At 64.6% G+C, this 17,906-nt stretch carries 16 protein-coding genes and 3 pseudogenes; 14 read left to right on the top strand and 5 right to left on the bottom strand.

The features are described 5' to 3' along the window. Nucleotides 1–4 precede the first annotated feature (4 nt). The 6 genes from ACV7NQ_RS36475 to ACV7NQ_RS36450 all read left to right on the top strand — a co-directional run bounded on the left by ACV7NQ_RS36475 (nt 5) and on the right by ACV7NQ_RS36450 (nt 4,298). Nucleotides 5–889, top strand: a complete 885-nt coding sequence (locus tag ACV7NQ_RS36475; protein WP_463363711.1) for a hypothetical protein — start codon at nt 5–7, stop codon at nt 887–889. Continuing rightward, a complete protein-coding gene (locus ACV7NQ_RS36470) occupies nt 886–1,548 on the top strand; it encodes a GntR family transcriptional regulator (protein WP_463363710.1) in 663 nt (220 codons plus the stop codon). The genes ACV7NQ_RS36475 and ACV7NQ_RS36470 overlap by 4 nt, the downstream gene beginning before the upstream one ends. A 29-nt stretch (nt 1,549–1,577) precedes the next feature. After that, nucleotides 1,578–1,979 (top strand): allophanate hydrolase-related protein, encoded by a 402-nt coding sequence (locus tag ACV7NQ_RS36465; RefSeq protein WP_463363709.1) that lies wholly within the window; start codon nt 1,578–1,580, stop codon nt 1,977–1,979. Further along, nucleotides 1,979–3,061, top strand: coding sequence for an acetamidase/formamidase family protein (locus ACV7NQ_RS36460; protein WP_463363708.1), 1,083 nt, complete (start codon nt 1,979–1,981; stop codon nt 3,059–3,061). The genes ACV7NQ_RS36465 and ACV7NQ_RS36460 overlap by 1 nt, the downstream gene beginning before the upstream one ends. 185 nt (nt 3,062–3,246) lie before the next feature. After that, nucleotides 3,247–3,423, top strand: coding sequence for a hypothetical protein (locus ACV7NQ_RS36455; RefSeq protein ID WP_463363707.1), 177 nt, complete (start codon nt 3,247–3,249; stop codon nt 3,421–3,423). A 38-nt stretch (nt 3,424–3,461) separates the two neighbouring features. Next, entirely contained in the window at nt 3,462–4,298 is an 837-nt protein-coding gene (locus ACV7NQ_RS36450; RefSeq protein ID WP_463363706.1) for an SAM-dependent methyltransferase, read from the top strand. Here the strand turns inward: ACV7NQ_RS36450 and ACV7NQ_RS36445 are convergent. The 3 genes and pseudogenes from ACV7NQ_RS36445 to ACV7NQ_RS36435 form a co-directional block, all read right to left on the bottom strand. Next, entirely contained in the window at nt 4,282–4,467 is a 186-nt protein-coding gene (locus ACV7NQ_RS36445; protein ID WP_463365957.1) for a hypothetical protein, read from the bottom strand. The genes ACV7NQ_RS36450 and ACV7NQ_RS36445 overlap by 17 nt on opposite strands. 57 nt (nt 4,468–4,524) lie before the next feature. Next, a pseudogene (locus ACV7NQ_RS36440) lies at nt 4,525–5,129 on the bottom strand (hypothetical protein); the annotation flags it as partial. A 211-nt stretch (nt 5,130–5,340) separates the two neighbouring features. Then, nucleotides 5,341–5,994, bottom strand: a pseudogene (locus ACV7NQ_RS36435) (YoaK family protein); the annotation flags it as partial. An 872-nt stretch (nt 5,995–6,866) separates the two neighbouring features. Here ACV7NQ_RS36435 and ACV7NQ_RS36430 point away from each other — a divergent pair. From ACV7NQ_RS36430 to ACV7NQ_RS36420, 3 genes are all read left to right on the top strand, one after another. Then, entirely contained in the window at nt 6,867–7,715 is an 849-nt protein-coding gene (locus tag ACV7NQ_RS36430; protein ID WP_463363705.1) for an aldo/keto reductase, read from the top strand. A 117-nt stretch (nt 7,716–7,832) separates the two neighbouring features. Continuing rightward, entirely contained in the window at nt 7,833–10,217 is a 2,385-nt protein-coding gene (locus ACV7NQ_RS36425) for an FdhF/YdeP family oxidoreductase (protein ID WP_463363704.1), read from the top strand. 223 nt (nt 10,218–10,440) lie between these two features. Further along, nucleotides 10,441–12,054 (top strand): FadD7 family fatty acid--CoA ligase, encoded by a 1,614-nt coding sequence (locus ACV7NQ_RS36420; RefSeq protein ID WP_463363703.1) that lies wholly within the window; start codon nt 10,441–10,443, stop codon nt 12,052–12,054. Here ACV7NQ_RS36420 and ACV7NQ_RS36415 read toward each other — a convergent pair. Next, complete coding sequence (locus ACV7NQ_RS36415) at nt 12,047–12,979, bottom strand: LysR family transcriptional regulator (RefSeq protein WP_463363702.1); 933 nt, start codon at nt 12,977–12,979, stop codon at nt 12,047–12,049. The genes ACV7NQ_RS36420 and ACV7NQ_RS36415 overlap by 8 nt on opposite strands. 626 nt (nt 12,980–13,605) lie before the next feature. Here ACV7NQ_RS36415 and ACV7NQ_RS36410 point away from each other — a divergent pair. Together ACV7NQ_RS36410 and ACV7NQ_RS36405 are read left to right on the top strand one after the other, a co-directional pair. Next, nucleotides 13,606–14,958 carry an acetamidase/formamidase family protein gene (locus ACV7NQ_RS36410; RefSeq protein WP_463363701.1) on the top strand — a complete coding sequence of 451 codons (1,353 nt, stop codon included), beginning with the start codon at nt 13,606–13,608 and terminating at the stop codon, nt 14,956–14,958. Between the two features lie 347 nt (nt 14,959–15,305). After that, complete coding sequence (locus tag ACV7NQ_RS36405) at nt 15,306–15,560, top strand: transposase (protein WP_463363700.1); 255 nt, start codon at nt 15,306–15,308, stop codon at nt 15,558–15,560. Here the strand turns inward: ACV7NQ_RS36405 and ACV7NQ_RS36400 are convergent. Beyond that, nucleotides 15,514–16,053 carry a hypothetical protein gene (locus ACV7NQ_RS36400; protein WP_463366134.1) on the bottom strand — a complete coding sequence of 180 codons (540 nt, stop codon included), beginning with the start codon at nt 16,051–16,053 and terminating at the stop codon, nt 15,514–15,516. The two genes, ACV7NQ_RS36405 and ACV7NQ_RS36400, sit on opposite strands and share 47 nt — an antisense overlap. Before the next feature lie 273 nt (nt 16,054–16,326). Between ACV7NQ_RS36400 and ACV7NQ_RS36395 the strand changes: the two are divergent. The 3 genes and pseudogenes from ACV7NQ_RS36395 to ACV7NQ_RS36385 all read left to right on the top strand — a co-directional run. Continuing rightward, a pseudogene (locus ACV7NQ_RS36395) lies at nt 16,327–16,794 on the top strand (aldo/keto reductase); the annotation flags it as partial. A gap of 45 nt (nt 16,795–16,839) precedes the next feature. After that, the gene (locus tag ACV7NQ_RS36390) at nt 16,840–17,283 is read left to right on the top strand and encodes an NAD(P)-dependent oxidoreductase (RefSeq protein WP_463363699.1); all 444 of its coding nucleotides are present in this window, start codon (nt 16,840–16,842) and stop codon (nt 17,281–17,283) included. After that, complete coding sequence (locus ACV7NQ_RS36385) at nt 17,273–17,887, top strand: TetR-like C-terminal domain-containing protein (protein WP_463363698.1); 615 nt, start codon at nt 17,273–17,275, stop codon at nt 17,885–17,887. Before ACV7NQ_RS36390 ends, ACV7NQ_RS36385 begins: the two co-directional genes overlap by 11 nt. Nucleotides 17,888–17,906: the final 19 nt, after the last annotated feature.

Raw genomic sequence — 17,906 nt, 5'->3', positions numbered from 1 at the left:
CGCTGTGACCGACCCCCAGGTTGTCCTGCTCCACGGCGGCGCCGGCGCGGCCACGATGCACAGCGCCGTTGCGCACTGCGTCGGCGAAGTGCGCGACACGCCGGATGCGCGGCCGACCACCACCCCCGCTGTCATCGCAGGAATCGGCACCACCGCTACGCACGCCCTGGGAGGTCGATTGCTACTCGACCCGCTCGCGCGGCAGGGCATCAAAGTCGTTGATACGCTTGCGTTTCCGAATCCAAGCGCGCTGTTCGCGGACTCTCGCTGGGAGCTTGCCCTGGTACTGAGTCCGTGGAAGCAGGAGGTAGCCACACAGTTGGACACTCTGACCGTCTCGGCTACGCGGACGGGCGTCGTGGACACTATCGTCCGATACGCCGATGGTGTGATCGGGGTCAATACCAACAGCTGGGCAGCCCAAGCCGCCATGGAGACCGTTATGGGCGGTCGAGCCCCCGCATCGATCCTGGTCCTCGGCTCGGGTGGATCGTCGAACTCGGTTGCGCTCGGTTGCCGCCGAGCGTGGCCGACGGCGCGGCTGGTCGGCAGCGCCCGTAGCACCTCCGCACTCGAGGCATGGGCGGGCCGGTTCGAGGCAGAAGCAACCGCCCCGGGCGATATCCGCGGGTTGTTCGACGGAACCGCGCCCTCGCTGATCGTCAACACCACGACATGGGGTGAGACCGACGCCTCCGAAACCGAGCCGTTCGTATTCGACTTTCCGGAACTGCTTGCCCCGGGAAACAGCTACTTCGATCTGAACAATCGCATCTCCACCCTGCAGACCACGGCGCTGCAAGCCGGTATGAACGTCATGTCGGGAACATTCATGCAGCGCGCCACCAACGCGTGCCGAGTCGCCCTATTGACAGCGAGGATCTCGTGACCGCACTCAAAACCCTCGGCTCGACCCGCGCCGACGAACCTGTCAGTGCCCGTGACCGAGTGTATCTATATCTGCGTCAGCAGATCACTACTGGCGGGTTCGCCGGTGGCATCCGCTTGGTCGAAGAACAGATCGCCGAACAACTCGGCGTCAGCCGGACCCCTATCCGCGAGGCTCTCCAGCGATTGACCAGTGAAGGACTCGTCGAACGGGTGCGGCGCGGACAGTTGATCGTGGTCGAAGTCGACGCCACTACCCGAGCAGAACTGCACGAGCTTCGAATTGCCTTCGACCAGGTCGCCGCCAGAATGATCAGCGCCAAAATCGAGACGATCGACTGGGACTCGCTCTACGCCTTGCTGACGCCGCTCGGGAATGCCCTGCACGATCACGGTGTCGGCAGCCCGCAGTACTCCATGGCCCACCTCGAACTGCACATGGCGATCAACCGCGCCGCGTTTTCGCCGATCACGTCGTCGTTCCTGGCACGGCAGGCATTTCTCTACCCGACAGACGATTACGTGCAGCAACCGGGGCACGAACCTGTCTCGCAGCACCGTACCTTGCTCGACGACCTGGCCAGCGGTGACGTCGAGCGCGCCACGACCGCAGTACGGGTGCACGCCTTGCGTGGTCACGGCAACACCACCCTCGACTGAGCAATACGTTTGCGTCAAAGGAGTTTCACATGTCCGACACTACGGTCATCATGTTCGTCAACGGCCAGGCGATGGGCGGGGGACCGCTGAACGACGCCTTGTCGTCCGCCCGATTCCTCGGCTCGGTTCGCACTGCCCCCGCGTACAAGTTCTTCTCATACGATGACGTCTTTCCCGGGCTCGCGCCCGTCAGCGACGGCGGCTGGTCCGTCCCGGGCGAAATCTACGAAGTCTCCTACACCGAACTGCGCGAGAAGCTCCTTCCGCGCGAACCGGCCGAGTTGGAACTGTCGGTGATCGAGCTCGAAGACGGACGGGGATCGCTGAGTATGGTCTGCCGCCGGCTGCCCGGCAGCGAAGACTCCGCCCGCGAGATCACCGCAACAGGAGGCTGGCGAGAACACCTGGCCGCGCTCTCGAGCAGGCTCTGATGGACATCCTCACAGCAGGAATCGACCCCGGCACCGCGGACCACTACCTCTGGTGCACCCCGGACACAGTCAGCTGGGGAACGCTTCCCACTCCCACGACACCGCCGGTACTCACGGTCGACAGCGGTCAGACCATCACCTTCGACACCATCTCCCCAGAAGGATTGATGGAAGATCAGGGCCGTGACCCTGTAACATATTTCGGACAGTTCGGTGTCGAGCGGCACCACGTTCTGCCCGACGCTGTCGAGTTGGCGGCCTCCGACCTGCGGCGCACTCATCGACCGCCCGGACCGCATATCGTCCTGGGCCCGGTGCACGTCCGGGGCGCCGAACCGGGAGACTGGCTTCGTGTGGATTTCCTCGAGCTCACACCGCGAGTTCCCTACGGGATCATCTCCAGCCGTCACCAGCGCGGCGCGCTGCCCGATCTGCTGCCCCGGGAGATCGATGGGAGTGCAATCCCGGTTTTCAGCAAGTTTTGCGCCGTCGACGACGCCGAATCCCAAGCCCTGTTCGACTTCGAAGGCGGCCAGGCGTCGATCGATCTCCGTCCGTTCATGGGACTGTGCGGTGTCACGCCGCCGGGACCCGAGGCGCTCAGTACGATCCCGCCCGGGCCCTTCGGCGGAAATATGGATATCCGCGAAATGGACTGTGGGTCATCATTATTCCTTCCGGTGCAGACCCGCGGAGCGGGCTTCTACCTCGGCGACCCGCACTTCGCCCAAGGCAACGGTGAAATCGCGCTCACCGCGCTGGAGGGATCCCTTCGCGTCACCGCCCGGCTCACCGTCGTCGAATCCGGCGTGCGGCATCATGGGCCGTGGCCATTCGTCGAAACGGACACCGAGTGGGTCATTTTGGGTATGAACGAAAGTCTCGACGAGGCGATGCGGCACTGCGCCAGACTCTCCGTCGAATTCCTGTCTTCGCTCACTGGCATGACTCAGAACGAGGCGTACCTCTACCTCAGCGCGGCCGGAGACTTTTCCGTCACGCAGGTGGTCGACATCGTCAAAGGGGTGCATTGCACAATACGGAAGAACGATTTTCGAAGCGTCGTCCCGGCACAACGCTGATGCCACCGGGTGACCCTGCTTCGGGAGGTGCTCACCTACATCCGCTCTGTCCCCGGCCGGGCGGGGTGAGTAGCGCATCGGATGCCGGCTCCGCCCCCCACCCTCAGCGAGCCCACGTCGTTGCGGCAGCCATCCCGACTTCTACGTCGAGGCCGCCTCGAGCAACCAGAGCGCACGCATCCGCTTTGCCTAGGGCAATGGGCCGCCAGGCCCTCGCACTGCTGGCGATGCTCGACGCCGCATGCACCGGCGCCACCGAGTTGGAACACACTGCCGCCGAAGAGATCCACAAGCACCCCGACTACACCTCGCTGCCAGTCCACTCGGGTGCCCCGAAAGAGGTTCACATGCGCGGGGAATAGACTGACTGCCAAACACTTTCGATAATCAATACAGCCGAATGAGACGGGGGTTCTTGATGGTGGTGGATCTGCGACAGGATCAGCCCCACAGCGCCAGAATGTATGACCTGTTCCTCGGCGGGAAAGACAACTACGCCGCCGACCGGAACGCAGTCGACAAGGTGTTGCAGGTCTTTCCACATGCCCCGGAGATGGCCCGCACCAATCGCGCGTTCATGTGGCGGGTCACCCGATGGTTGGCCGACCGGGGCATCCGCCAGTTCCTCGACATCGGCACCGGAATCCCCACCGAACCCAACCTGCACCAGATCGCGCAGGAGATCGCCCCGGCATCCCGAGTGGTGTACGTCGACAACGACCCGATCGTGCTCACCCACGCCCGTGCGCTCATGACAGGCACCAGCGAGGGCCGCACCGCCTACATCGACGCCGACGCCGCCGACCCCGCCGCGATCCTGCGCGCACCCGACCTGCGCGACACCTTCGATCTGACCGAACCGATCGGGGTCAGCCTGTTAGCGCTGCTGCATTTCATCCCCGACGACCGCGCTCCCTATCAGATCGTGTCCACTTTGATGGATGCCGTCGCCCCCGGCTCCTACCTCGTGATGTCGCACGCCACAGCGGATTTCGATCCCGAGTCCATCGCCAAAGCCGTCCGCGTCTATCAGCAGAACGGTCTCACCCCGCAAGTCCGCAGCCACCGAGAGTTTGCCCGGTTCTTCGACGGGCTCGACATGATCGAGCCCGGCATCGTGCCTCCACACCGCTGGCACCCCGACAGCATCGAACCTGCCGCGGGCAAAGACGCACGCGTCTCGTTCTACGCCGCAGTCGGACGCAAATACCCCCAGCACTCTAATTCCGGTGGGTAGCAGGTTTGTCCTGCGGGGACTTGGTGTTGATCGCCAGGGATCGAGTTGCTGTTGAGCATCGTGAAGTACAGGGCGTCGACGTCGGGATGTCGCGCAACTGGTGACGGGTGACACCACCACCGGTGATGCGCTCGACCTTCAGGACGTCGGCGCCGAACCAGGCGAGCATTTGCGTGCACGCCGGGCCGGCTTGAACTCCGGTGAAGTCGATGACCTTGATTCCGGAGAGCGGCAGTTCAGTGGCCTCTGGTGCGGGGAGCTGGCGCGGCGCCGGGTCGACGACCCTCCGCAGGGACGCGCCGCCCGCGGCCACGTCGATGACCTCACCGAGAACGGCGGCTGGATGTCGGGGTAGACACCGCCGGACCGTCCGGACGCCGCGGTGCGGATCGCTCGGGCGATGCCGCGGCTGATGTCCTGGACTCGGTTCACCCGGTAGGCGGCCTTGGCGAACGGTTCGGCCGCCGCAAGCTGGTCGAGTTCCTCGTAGTCGCCTTGCTCGAGGTCAACGATGTGCCGCTTGCTGGAGCCGGATATCTGGACCATCGGGAAGCAGTTCGTCGTGGCGTTTGCCAGTGCGACCAGGCCGTTGAGGAAGCCCGGCGCGGATACCGTCAGGCACACACCCGGCTTCTTCGTCAAGAATCCGGCCGCGGCCGCCGCGTGACCGGCATCGCTTTCGTGACGGAAGCCGATGTAGCGGATGCCCGACGCCTGCGCAACGCGCGCAACGTCGGTGATCGGGATGCCGACAACGCCGTAGATGGTCCGGATGTCGTTGAGCTCGAGGGCGTCGACGACCAGGTGGTATCCCGTTGCCGACCAGCCGATAGGCGATGGCTGTCAACTTCCGCTGCGGCGGCGCAGCCGGCCCTGAACGTGTGGGTCCGGACGTCGACGGCTGTGTCGGTTGTTTTGGCTTTGTTGCGTTCGGTAACCCCGAACCCTCTGGCCCCGAACATATTTCGGCGAGGTTAAACGCCGCACCGGGCGTCGAGCTGTTGGCCGACTTGTGCAGGCTGCGCCCCGTGAGGATCACCAGGATCGTGATCGCGAGCGGCAGCATGGGGGCGTAGCTGCGCGCATGCAGGAAGAGTAGTCCTCCCCCAATGGCGCCGACGACCAACCCGATGAGCACGCCGACCAGGCGGGGTATCTCGGTCCTCGGCCTGGTCCCTGCGAAAGTACCCGCGAATGCGACCAGGGTGAAGGTGCCGGCTGTAGTGAACACGCCCTGCACGCCCAGTGATCGGACCGCTGCGGTCTGGATCCCCATAGCCAGCGAGAGCAGGACGATGAGAACGTCGGTGATTACAGTCGACGGTTGTCCGGCCGTTGCTGACCACAGGGCTAGAAAGCCGGCCTCGGCGATCGCCACGAGGGCTAACAACACCGATACCGTCCGGGGCCACAAACCAGCTTCTTGGGACCGCAGAGTCACAACCCGCCAGCCGAGATAGGCTCCCACCGCGAACATAGTCAGCGCGCAAATGGCCGGCAGTACGGCGGGTCCCCGAAGGTGTGCGATTCCGAAGCCAAAGAACACAATGTTCCCGGTCATGAACGCCGAGAATATCTTTCCCAGGCCGAAATAGCTGATGGCGTCGACCGCCCCCGAAGCGACTGTCAACGCTACGAGCAGCAGGTCGCGCAACTTTTGGCCATTCGTGGTTGTTTCGGCTTCGTTGTTTCGCATGATCGGCGCGAATTGCACGCCAGCACATCGCACTGTCTTTGTCATGCTCGTCTGTCCGTTCTTCCGATGTGCCGGTACCAGTTCCTTGTGGATTCGGCAACGGGTCAACGCCAGAAGCGTCTGCCCCAAGCGATCATCTCCCGGTCAGCCACTCTCCGGACGAGTTCATCTGGCGTGGAACCTGTTTGGTGGCTTCGCATTCAAACCCCCTGCATTGCCTGTGCGCACGTTCCGAAGGGTGTCTAATGCGGCGCACCAGTTCGTGGATAGTGAGTTGCATGACAGCATGATCCCCTTTTAGCGCCCCCATGTCGTCACGGCTGACGCCAACTTGCTCCCCAGGTCAGCTGGAGTATGTCCATACCTGCCAGCGCCGTGCGAAGACTCCGGCTAGCCGTAACGCGCAAACGGTCGCCCCCATCGCTGTGCTGCTCTGATTTTTCGGTAAACCGCGCTAGCAGCCCAACTGGATGCTGACGGGTAAGCACAGGCTGCCGCTAGTGGGAAGAATTAGTGGGTGTCAGCGGTGACGACACGGGCCCGCTGAAGCGCAATTGTGGAAGACAAGGACCGATCGTCAGTGCCGCAGGCGACCTGATTCGCCAACCGGAGGGCCCCACAGCCCGGGTTAAGAGGCAAATTTGAACATCTGTTCGGCCGGAGAACGGAAACAGGTAGCGGTCATGACGGTGCGGGTACGGCATAGCAGAACTTCTGATGCGGGTCGTGCTCTGACGTAGCGAAGGTGGTTCGCGAGGTCTGCACTGTGCTGCCCAGGTGAGTCCCCTCCAAGCAACGCTTCCGCTGAACAGCGGCGGGAAACTCGTAGGACGTCTTGTTCGCTGGGTAGAACGGTCAAAGGAGGAGAAATCGTGAGCAATATTCCCGTAATCGAATTGAACGACGGCACGCACGTCCCGCAGCTGGGTTTCGGCGTCTTCCAGATCGAGCCCGACAAAACCGCCGCAGCGGTGAAGGCTGCCCTGAAGATCGGTTACCGGCACATCGACACGGCAGAGATGTACGGAAACGAGAAGGAAGTCGGCCAGGGCGTCCGCGACGCCGGGCTGGAGCGAGCCGCTGTCTTCATCACAAGCAAGCTCGACAACGGCTTCCACAAGCCCGACGATGCACGACACGCGTTCGACAAAACATTGAGCGCGCTCGAATCCGATTACGTCGATCTCTTCCTTATCCACTGGCCGTTGCCGACGCTCTACGGCGGCGACTTCGTCTCGACCTGGAATGTCCTCGAAGAGTTCGCCAGGGACGGACGCGCCCACAGCATTGGAGTGTCGAACTTCCAGCCGGCACATCTGGACCGACTGGCGAAGGAATCCGACACTGTCCCGGCGGTCAACCAGATCGAGGTCCATCCCTACTTCACCAACGAAGAGGTTCGCGCATACGGACGAGAGCACGGGATAGCGACCGAGGCGTGGTCGCCGATCGCTCAGGGCAAAGTCCTCGATGACCCGGTTATCGAGCGGATCGCCGATGCCGTTCGCAAGTCACCCGCACAGGTCGTGTTGCGCTGGCACATTCAGCGGGGCGACATCGTCTTCCCCAAGTCAGTATCGCCGGACCGGATAAAGTCCAACTTCGAATTATTCGACTTCGAACTGGCCGGCTCCGATATGGATGCGATCTCGGCCCTCGACAAAGGTGAATCCGGTAGAATCGGCCCCAACCCAGACAAGTTCGGCTACATAGCCAACTAGCGCTGAGGGATCGCCAGGAGCACGCCGCGGTCGCACCCTCGTGTCCATGAGCGGTGGATGGGTCTGCGGCGACCTCGCGAGCCACGACAGGTTGGTACTCGGAGGAAGGGCAGCGCGATGACAGACAACCCGCCACCCATTCGGGGTGATTTGCTTGGGAAGGGTGAGCCGGGCCGGGCCGCGGTGGGGCGCGGTCCGAACGCCGGTGGCGAATTCTCCCAGGCCGATTACCACCATCCCGCTGCCGGCTGGGGCGCGGCCCGCAGTGTGGCAAAGGTGTTGGTACAGACCAAGCAGCTGTTTGCCGGCCCACTGGCGATCCAGCGGATGAACCACGAGGACGGGGGCTTCGACTGCCCGGGGTGCGCATGGCCGGATGACCGCAAGGGCCTGCACCTGGACATCTGCGAAAACGGCATCAAGCACGTCACCTGGGAGATGACCCGCAAGAAGGTCGACCGTGACTTCTTCGCCAGCCACACGGTGACGGAGCTGTCGGGGTGGACGGATTTCGCGCTGGAGGACCAGGGGCGGCTGACCGAACCGATGGTGTATGACGCCGAGTCGGACAAGTATGTGCCGATATCGTGGCCGGAGGCCTTCGAGGTGGTGGGCTCTACGCTGCGGGGGTTGGATAGCCCGCATCAGGCGTCGTTCTACACATCCGGCCGGCTCAGCAACGAGGCGACGTTCCTGTATCAGCTGTGGGTGCGGGAGTTCGGCACGAACAACCTGCCGGACTGCTCGAACATGTGCCACGAGGCCAGCGGGCGAGCGATGACCGACTCGTTGGGGACGGGTAAGGGAACCTGCGACCTGGACGATTGGGGAAAGGCAGATCTGCTGCTGGTGATGGCGGTCAATGCCGCGTCCAACGCGCCCCGGATGCTGACCTCGCTGGCCGACGCGCATCGCCGCGGCGCACAGATCGTCCACATCAACCCGCTGATCGAGGCTGCCAGCCGGCGCACGATCGTGCCGCACGAGTTCGTTGCGATGGGGTCTCTGCATGCCACCAAGACCGGAAACATGAACGTCCAGCCACGCGTCGGTGGGGATCTGGCGTTGCTGCGCGGGGTCGCGAAGGTCGTCCTCGAGCGCGCGGAGACCGACCCGAAGGCCATCGATCATGAGTTCCTGGAGCGCTTCACGACCGGCTTCGCGGACTACCGGTCGCTCGTGGAGGGGACCGGCTGGCCCGAGATCGTGCACCAGTCGGGTGTCGAGGAGAAAGCGATCCGAGAACTGGCTGAGGTATATCTGGGTGCCGACCGCACGCTCGTTGCCTGGTGTCTGGGAGTGACCCAGCAGGAACATGGCGTCGACACCGTCCGCGAAATCGTGAACCTGCTCCTCCTGCGTGGCAACATCGGCCGTGAAGGCGCAGGCCCCTGTCCGATACGTGGCCACAGCAACGTCCAGGGCAACCGCACCTGCGGCGTCGATCACCGCCCCCCTGAGCGGCTGCTGGACCGGCTGGAAGAGGTTTGCTCGATCACTCCACCGCGTGAGCACGGCCTGGACACCGTCGGCACGATCCAGGCGATGCTGGCCGGCGAGGTGAAGGTGTTCGTCAGTATGGGCGGGAACTTCAGCCTGGCCGCGCCGGATACGGAGATGACGTTCGCCGCGCTACGCAACTGCGAGCTCACGGTTCAGGTCAGTACCAAGCTCAATCGCAGTCATCTGATACATGGCCGCAAGGCGCTGATCCTGCCCTGCCTGGGGCGCACCGAGAAGGACGTTCAGCAGACCGGCGAGCAGGGCGTCACCGTCGAGGATTCGATGAGTATGGTGCACCTGTCGTTTGGCATGAAGACGCCCGCATCGCCGCATCTGAAGTCTGAGTGCTCGATTCTCGCCGGCCTGGCCCGGGCGACTCTGCCATCCTCCGCCACACCGTGGGAGTCCTACAGCCAGGACTACGACCGGGTCCGCGATGTCATGGCCAGGGTGCTGGACGGCTTCGAGGACTTCAACCGTCGCGTACGACTACCGCTTGGGTTTCGGATCCGGCAGCCGGCGCGGGAACGAGTCTTTCTCACCCCGTCCGGAAACGCGGAGTTCTCTGCCGCACCGATGCCCGATATTGTGCCGCCCCGGGGGCGGTTGATGCTGGGCACCGTGCGTTCCCACGACCAATGGAACACCACCATCTACTCCGACAACGACCGCTACCGCGGTCTGAAGAACCTGCGCACCGCGCTGTTCATGAACCCCGAAGACATGCGCGAACGCGGACTGGGTGAGTTCGACCTCATCGACATCACCAGCTTCGCCCGCGACGGCAGCACCCGCTCGGTCTACGGCTACCGCGCTGTGGCCTACAACACCCCGCCCGGCAGCGTCATCGGCTACATGCCCGAGTTGAATCTGCTGTGCGCGATCGCCGACCACAGCGAGCAGAGCGGACAACCCCTGACAAAGCACATCATCGTCGAGGTCACCCCGGCCGTGACTGCCCCGGCAACCAGTCCAACGGGTGCATCGCCCGCGGGGTGATCACTGGCATGCGCGGCCAGGAGGCTCAGTCCACGGTGGTGGCTCTCTGATTCGTTGGGACAGTTGCGGATTCGGTGACACATGGCTGGCGCCCCACTGCCGGCGGCGCCGTCGATAGAGGCCCGTTATCAGCCATTCGCAAGCAGGTACTGGACGTGGCCGCCATGCCGCAGCAGGCTCACAGGTAGCGACTGCACCAATTCAAGGCGAGGAGGTGGTGGACATGGCCGCGGCGACCGAGTCGTCCTGCCACGACGAGAAACGGTTTCGGCCCCCGGCGATCACGGGACTGACTGATCTTCTGGATCAGCACGTGCGCGATCGCCCGGACGCTCCGGCGCTCGTTGTAACCGGTGATCGGGTACCGGTGTCCTACGGTGCCCTCGCCGCCTTGGTCGACGATGTGGCCGTCCGCCTAGGCAGCACAGGGCTGCGCCGAGGAGACGCGGTTGGCCTCGTCAGTGCCAACACTGCCGAGTTCGTCGTCGCGCTTCTGGGGGCAGCACACGCCGGGCTCGTGGTCGCGCCGCTCGACCCCACACTGCCCCGGTCACAGATGTCCGCGCGGCTCGAGGCGCTGGGGGCGCAAGCAATCCTGGTCGGCCCACCCGCGGCCGACGCCGCGCCAGTCGCACAGTCCCGCGTTCCGACATGGGAACTGCGTGTAGACATCTCCACTGACGGGTTCGCGACGGCCACCCTCGAAACCGGCGCGCGTGCGGTGCACATGAGGGACGCGGCACCCGGGTCCTCGGACCACGACGCCGTTGTCTTGTTCACTTCGGGCACCACCGACCGGGCCAAAATGGTCCCGCTGACGCACACCAACGTCGCCGCCGCCGTGCAGGGTATCTGCGCGACCTACGAGCTGGGACCCGAGGACGCAACTGTGGCAGTCATGCCGTTGTTTCATGGTCACGGATTGTTTGCGGTGCTCCTGGCGTCCCTGGCCAGTGGGGGTTGCGTGCTGCTGCCGGAGCGGGGACGGTTCTCGGCACACGCGTTCTGGGACGAGATGCGGACTGTAGCCGCCACGTGGTTCACCGCTGTTCCCACGATCCATGAGATCCTTCTGCAGCGGTCAGCGCTCGACTACCCCGGCCCGCAGGTCGTGCCGTTGAGGTTCGTACGCAGCTGCAGTGCCGGCCTCAACGTGGCCACGGCGCGGGCGATGGAGCGCACGCTCAGCGCTCCGGTGCTTTCGGCCTACGGGATGACCGAAACCTCGCACCAGGCGACCAGCGAGCCGCTGCCTCAGCGTGGGCGGCTGAAGCACGGATCGGTCGGGCGGGCAACCGGGGTGGGTCTTCGCGTCGTCGACGACGACGGGCACTCGTGCCCGGCTGGCACCGTCGGCGAGGTGTGGGTGCACGGGCCGACAGTCGTGCGCGGTTATCTCGACGACCCGGCCGCGACGGCGCACAGCTTCGCCGATGGGTGGTTCCGCACTGGTGATCTGGGCTCACTGGACGAGGACGAGTACCTATTTCTCACCGGGCGCATCAAGAACATCATCAACCGCGGGGGCGAGAAAATTTCGCCCGAGCACGTCGAGGCCATCCTGGCCGGATGTACCGGCGTCATCGAGGCGGCCGTGTTCGCCATCTCCGACCCGGTATACGGGGAACGAGTCGGCGCCGCCGTTGTCGTAGGCCCGGCCGGTGGCGTCGGTCCCGAAACGATCCTGCAGAACTGCCGCAACCAGCTCTCCCCGTTCGAAGTACCCGACCGGCTGGAAGTCGTCGCTGCTTTGCCTCACACCGCCAAGGGCGCACTCGACAGGCGGGCGGTGGAGAACCGGTACACGCACCAACACCGTCGGACCGGTCTCACTTGACGAGGGGCTCGGTCGGCATTGGCAGGTCGAAGAACTCGTCCAGCGCTAGGCCCTTTGCTGCGGTAACGAACGCCCGAGCCATGACCGAACCGGGGGTCGCTGCGTGGATCGCCACCGAGACCTGCGCCCCGGCGTCAGGGTGGATCAGGCGGGCGGCTCTCGTCCTGCCGACCACGGGCATGGCACGCATCCACGTATGCGGCACGATGCACGCCCACCCTCCGCAGCCCACGTGGGCGTAGAGAGCAGCCACCGAGTCCGTCTCTACCTGCGGGTGCACTTCGACCCCGGCCTCCGCGAATGCGCTGTCGATGACCTGGCGAATCCTCATGTCGGGCGTCAGCAACGCGAGCGGCAACTGGGCGGCGTCCGCCCACCTCATAGTGTTGCTCGGGGGCAGCAGCTGGTCTCCGGACGCCAGCAGGATGTACCTCTCCTGATATAGCGGCACCACATGCAACCCCGCCTGGTCGTCGGGGGCGAAGTGAGCGATGGCAGCGTCCAGCTCGAATTCACGCAGTTTGCGATGTAACTCTGTCGTCGACAACCGGGAGTTGACCTCCACTCTGGCCAGCGGGTGCGTAGCGCAGAACGCGGCCACCGGAAGTGCCAGGGTTGTCGATGCGGTGGGTTCGGTCCCCAGCCGCAGCGTCCCGGTAATACCCGACTGAACGGCCGCCACCTCCGCCTTGAACGCCACTTGTTCGGCGAGGATCCGTTTAGCCCATACGACGAGCCGTTCACCCTCCGGGGTCAGGCCCTCGTAGTTGTGCCCGCGATTGATCAGTGTGACGTTCAGCTCCCGCTCGAGCTTGGCGATCGACGCCGAGAGCGCGGGCTGCGACACGTAGCAGGAATCCGCCGCCCGCGCGAAGTGTCTCTCTCTTGCGACCGCCACGAAGTACTCCAGCTGACGGAACAGCATGAGTGATCCTATCTCCCACGGCGCCCCGTTAGGAACCGGACTGCAGACTCGACTTCACCTCAGCCCGGAGGCGCCTTTCTCGCGTGACCTTGCCACCCGCCTGTGCCGAGGATTGATCGTATTCATTCCCAAGGCGGCAGGTGCCATGCGACGCCGTTCGATTACCGCCGCCATGATCGAGGGCCGATCCTGCATGCTCGCGCGGACCGACGTCCATAGCAGGGCCTCCCGTAGTTCTGACCGGCCTGCGCGTAGGCCGCGACGCCGCTCGCGTCGTTGTCGCCGACCACGACGATCAGGCCGGGCCCGATGATGGCCAACAGAATCCGGAACCGCTCCGCCGACCAGCTCGACGCCCCCGCACGCATCCGTGTTCGAAGCCGCTGTATGCGACCGGCTGCATCGTTCCGAGATCAGCGCCGCTCATCCAGCCGACATCGTCGACGCAGATGACAACGGCACTTCTCCGGGCAGGCCCTGTTGGGCGGATCGCGACCGCCAGATCGACCAGCCACGCGGTCGAAAAACTGCCGTCCAACATCCGAACACGGCCGTAACATCCCAGCAATCTCGTCCTTCTATGTTCGTCGTGTCGATCCGCGTTTCGGAGTTATGGAGGAAGCGGAATGCACAGCGAGGGCGGCCGGGATGCGGCGCGAATCATGGACCGGGGGCTCGGTCGCCGCGGTTTCCTGCAAGCCGTCGCGGCGGTCAGCGGCGGGGTGGGGATCGCGGGTGTCGCCACGGCCTGCTCGCACGATTCCGAGGCCGCAGGCGTGCCGACGAAGTATTCCGGCGGCGTCCTCCAGCCCGGCAACGGCGCCATCACCGGATCACACTATCTGCGCTCGAATCCGGATGAAGTGTTGTGGGGGTATGTCCCCACGGTGCACAGCAGTGCGGTCATGCGGATGAAATCCGGCGAGACCGTCACCATCGACACCGTGTCCCACGAGGGCATCCTCGAGGACCAGGGCCGCAATCCCGTCGAGTACTTCGGCAGCAAGGGTGTCGCCGCGTCCGACGTGCTCGCGGATGCCATCGCCGTCGCCGCCGAGTACAAGCGCACGCCGCGCTCCTTCGACAAAGACGGCCCCCATGTCGTGACCGGTCCGATCTTCATCGACGACGCACGCCCCGGTGACGTGCTCAAAATCGAGACGCTGGAGGCAATTCCCCGCGTCCCCTACGGTGTGGTGTCCAGTAGACACGGCAAGGGCGCACTTGCCCTCACCGCCGATCGCGCAGCACCGGCGGGCATCGCACCGGCTGAGGTGATGCCCCCGGTCGGCACCGACGGCCGGGCCGGCGGCACTCCGGCGAAGTATGGCAATTTCTCGGTCTTCACCCCGATCGAGGACGGGCACGGCGTGATGCGCTTCGGGGACACCTCCGGCGTGCGATTTCCGCTCCGGCCCTTCATGGGCATGATGGGCGTGGCCTACGCCACTGACACCGATCCGACCTCGCCGAATGCGAATTCGATCCCGCCGACGCTGGGCGGCGGCAATATCGACATCCGCCTGCTCGGCGCCGGATCGGCCTTCTACCTCCCCGTTTTCGCGGACGGTGCGCTGTTTTACGTCGGCGATCCGCACATGTCGATGGGCGACGGCGAGGTCGCCTTGACGGCGATGGAAGGGTCGTTGCGGGGAACGTTTCGGCTGACCGTGTGCAAGCCCGGCTCGGGCGACGCGCCATCGGTCGCCTTCCACTACCCGTTCGGCGAAACCGACGACTCGTGGATCCCCATCGGCCTGTCCGATCCCAACGGCGCCGTCGACGGTCAGAACAGCGACCTCAATGTCGCGATGCGCCGTGCCGTCGTCAACGCGCTCGACTTCCTCGAACACGACCGCGGCATGGATCGCCCGACCGCCTACGCCTATCTCTCCGCGGCTGCCGACTTCACGGTGTCGCAGGTGGTGGATCGCACGGTCGGCGTGCACGGGCAGATCTTCAAGTCCCACTTCGCATAACCACAACCCCTGTCGAAGCCGTGCGCCGGGCTGTCCGGCCAGCGCACGGCTTCGGCCGCAAACCGTCGACCGGCCGCGAATCTCACGCTCAACTGGCACGATCGCGCGATTGTGTTGCCGCATCATCTTTCGAGCCGACCGACCTAATCGACGCAGAGAGACCTTGCAGGGCAAGGGATTCGGTGAACTTCACCGACGTGTATATGGGGGCACTGTAATTTTTCGTCGACAGACCCGATCGAAGGCTAAGACCAGCAAAAAAAAGGACCCGCAAGTCCAGGTGAGGAGCCGGAAAGTTTCAGGACAGTGGCCCCACAGTAAATCGGGGTTTACTGACAAGAGTTATAGTGGCGCAAACGAATTCGCGGTATTCGCCCGAGTTTCGAGAGGCGGCGGTCAAGGAAGTGATCGACCGATCCCAGACGGTGGCGGGGGTGGCTCGCGAGTTGGGATTGTGGAGAGATGGAGTAGCTAACCGGGATGTCAGTGAATCTTGCTGCGGGGCTACATATCCAGCGCGGATCCCGTTGCCGCTCGTCAACGGCGAGGACATCGTCACGGGTCGCCTCGACGACGTGCGGATTGCGCCTTGTCGACGCTGAGGACAGCGTTCGCGACGTCGAGGACCTCCGAGAGCACTGGCCATTGTTCATCCGGCCGCGGAGGTCGGATCCAATGCCGCCCCTCCCTGGTCACCGGTCCCCACCCCGTCGGGAGGATGACATTCGAGCGATGCGGGCACAACGACAGTCCATGCCGCTCTAGTCGCGCCATCAACTCTGCGTCGGGGTACCGATCGAACACCGCCAAGAAGGTGCAACGCTTCGCCCCCGCCAACACCGGCACCGACCACCCATGCGAGGTCAATTCGTCCAGCATTCGAATGCCGAGCGGCTCAGGCGCAATCGCCGCGGCCATCTCATGCAGCGGCAGAATCACGAACCCTGGGACTGTCGCGTGGACTCCCGGCACTCGCAGCTGTGCGCGATAGGCCTGAGCCCACTCCTCGGGCGTGCGACGTTCATCGGGCCGATCCCGACCAGACGCATCCAGGAGGTCGGGTGATGTCGTTGTAACCCGGGTGTCGCTATCCATGTCGACCCTCCGTTTCGAAACTATTAGTTTAGCTTTTCCAGGTTAGCTCGACAGCTGGACGCGGCGCCGATTTCTCGCGTTAAGAACGCCTTACATGGGTATTCCGACCCGAAAGATGTCGCTACAGGATGCCGACTACACAATTACGAAACTGTGCGTATACTTTTACTGATACTTCGGAACTCGAAAACCCAGGAGGTGTGATGACGACCAGGACGTTGGCTACAACGCAGTTGGGATCCACCGGCATGGAGATCACCCGCGGCCGCCTACGGCTTCGGTCGATCCGAGCGAGTGGTCGGTGATGCATTGCGCGGTAGCGGGATGCGGCCGTGTGTGTTCACCAAGGCGTCACTGCTCGACGACGGCAGCGGCCGGGTCCGCAACAGTCTGAAGCTGGACTCGATCCTGCTCGAGTCCGAGGCCGGCCTCGAGCGACTCGAGGTGGATGCGATCGACCTGTACCAGATCCCTTGGCCCATCCCAGATCACGATATCGAGGAGGGCTGGTCGGAGCTGAAGGAGCAGGGCCTCGTCCGACACATCGCGGTCACCGAACCGCAGCTGTCACGACACCTCGCCACGGCACACCGACTGCGAACAGTGGGCGAGCGGCACGGCGTGACAGCGGGCCGTCGCGGCGGCCTGGACGCTGACCGATCCGGCGGTGCGGCGCGATCACCGGATTCCGGCTCCCCGACCAGGTCGATCCGATCGTGGCGGCCGCGAACCTCGAGTTGACCCCCGAAGACTTCAACGAAAGTCAGGCATAGAGAGGAGAGCATCATGACGACAATCGGTTTCGTCGGCCTCGGCGCGATGGGCAGCCGGGTCGCCGCCCGACTACTCGACGGCAACTCCCTCTACGGCACCAACCGCACACCTGCCAAGGCCGAGTACCTGATCAGTCGCGGCATGATCTGGTGCGACACCCCGCACCAGGTTGCCGAGGCGGCCGAGGTCGTGTTCAGCATGGTGTCCGACGACGCCGCGCTGCGCGCGATCACCCACGGCCCGGAGGGAATTCTGGCCGGCCTCACGCCGGGAAAGGTCCTCGCCGACATGAGCGCGGTCGGCCCGCGCGCCGCCGCCGAACTCGCCGGCCAGGTCGAGACCACCCGCGGGGCCCGGATGGTGAGCGCTCCGGTGTCGGGCAGGCGCTGCGCATCGAGTCACCGACATCGACGAGTCCTCAGCACACTGTTGCCGGGAGGAAGCAGTGACCGCTGAGACCACGACGGTCCGGCGTGGCCGACCGCGCAGCGAGAAGTCGCGCGAAGCCATCCTGCAAGCGACCATGGAGCTGCTGCTCGAACGCGGCGTGGCCGCCATGAACGTAGACGCGGTCGCGGCGGCGGCGGGAGTCAGCAAGGCCACCATCTATCGCTGGTGGCCGACCAAGCAGACCCTCGCCATGGATGCACTCTACGAGCAATGGGCGACGGTCCCACCCACCGCCGACACCGGATCGCTACGCGAGGATCTGCGCACCATGCTGTGCCCATGGGCCGAGCTGGCGGCTCGCCACCCCTACGGCCGCATCATCGCTGGCCTACTCGTCGAGGTACTGTCGAACCCGGACTTCGCCCGCGAATACCGCGCTCGCTTCGTCGAAGACCGCCGCGAACAAGGACGACTGACCCTGCAGCGGGCCATCGGCCGCGGCGAGATCCCCGCCGACACCCACATCGAGATCGTGCTCGACATGCTCTACGGCCCGATCTACCACCGCCTACTACACGGCCACGCCTCATTCGACAACACCTTCGTCCTCCAAGTCATCGACACCGTGCTCGACGGCGTCAGGGCAAGACCCGACAAGACCGGGTCGTGAACCATCGCAGTCGTCTTCG

It is taken from the genome of Nocardia sp. Tas62D01 (genome assembly GCF_055232035.1).
This window is presented reverse-complemented; position numbering and strand designations above follow the sequence as displayed.

Bases quoted from the DNA above. Each gene is read 5' to 3' on its own strand.
- ACV7NQ_RS36465 (WP_463363709.1), top strand. From the start codon at position 1,578: ATGTCCGACACTACGGTCATCATGTTCGTCAACGGCCAGGCGATGGGC.
- ACV7NQ_RS36460 (WP_463363708.1), top strand. From the start codon at position 1,979: ATGGACATCCTCACAGCAGGAATCGACCCCGGCACCGCGGACCACTAC.
- ACV7NQ_RS36450 (WP_463363706.1), top strand. From the start codon at position 3,462: ATGAGACGGGGGTTCTTGATGGTGGTGGATCTGCGACAGGATCAGCCC.
- ACV7NQ_RS36445 (WP_463365957.1), bottom strand. From the start codon at position 4,467: ATGCTCGCCTGGTTCGGCGCCGACGTCCTGAAGGTCGAGCGCATCACC.
- ACV7NQ_RS36425 (WP_463363704.1), top strand. From the start codon at position 7,833: ATGACAGACAACCCGCCACCCATTCGGGGTGATTTGCTTGGGAAGGGT.
- ACV7NQ_RS36420 (WP_463363703.1), top strand. From the start codon at position 10,441: ATGGCCGCGGCGACCGAGTCGTCCTGCCACGACGAGAAACGGTTTCGG.
- ACV7NQ_RS36415 (WP_463363702.1), bottom strand. From the start codon at position 12,979: ATGCTGTTCCGTCAGCTGGAGTACTTCGTGGCGGTCGCAAGAGAGAGA.
- ACV7NQ_RS36410 (WP_463363701.1), top strand. From the start codon at position 13,606: ATGCACAGCGAGGGCGGCCGGGATGCGGCGCGAATCATGGACCGGGGG.
- ACV7NQ_RS36400 (WP_463366134.1), bottom strand. From the start codon at position 16,053: ATGGATAGCGACACCCGGGTTACAACGACATCACCCGACCTCCTGGAT.
- ACV7NQ_RS36390 (WP_463363699.1), top strand. From the start codon at position 16,840: ATGACGACAATCGGTTTCGTCGGCCTCGGCGCGATGGGCAGCCGGGTC.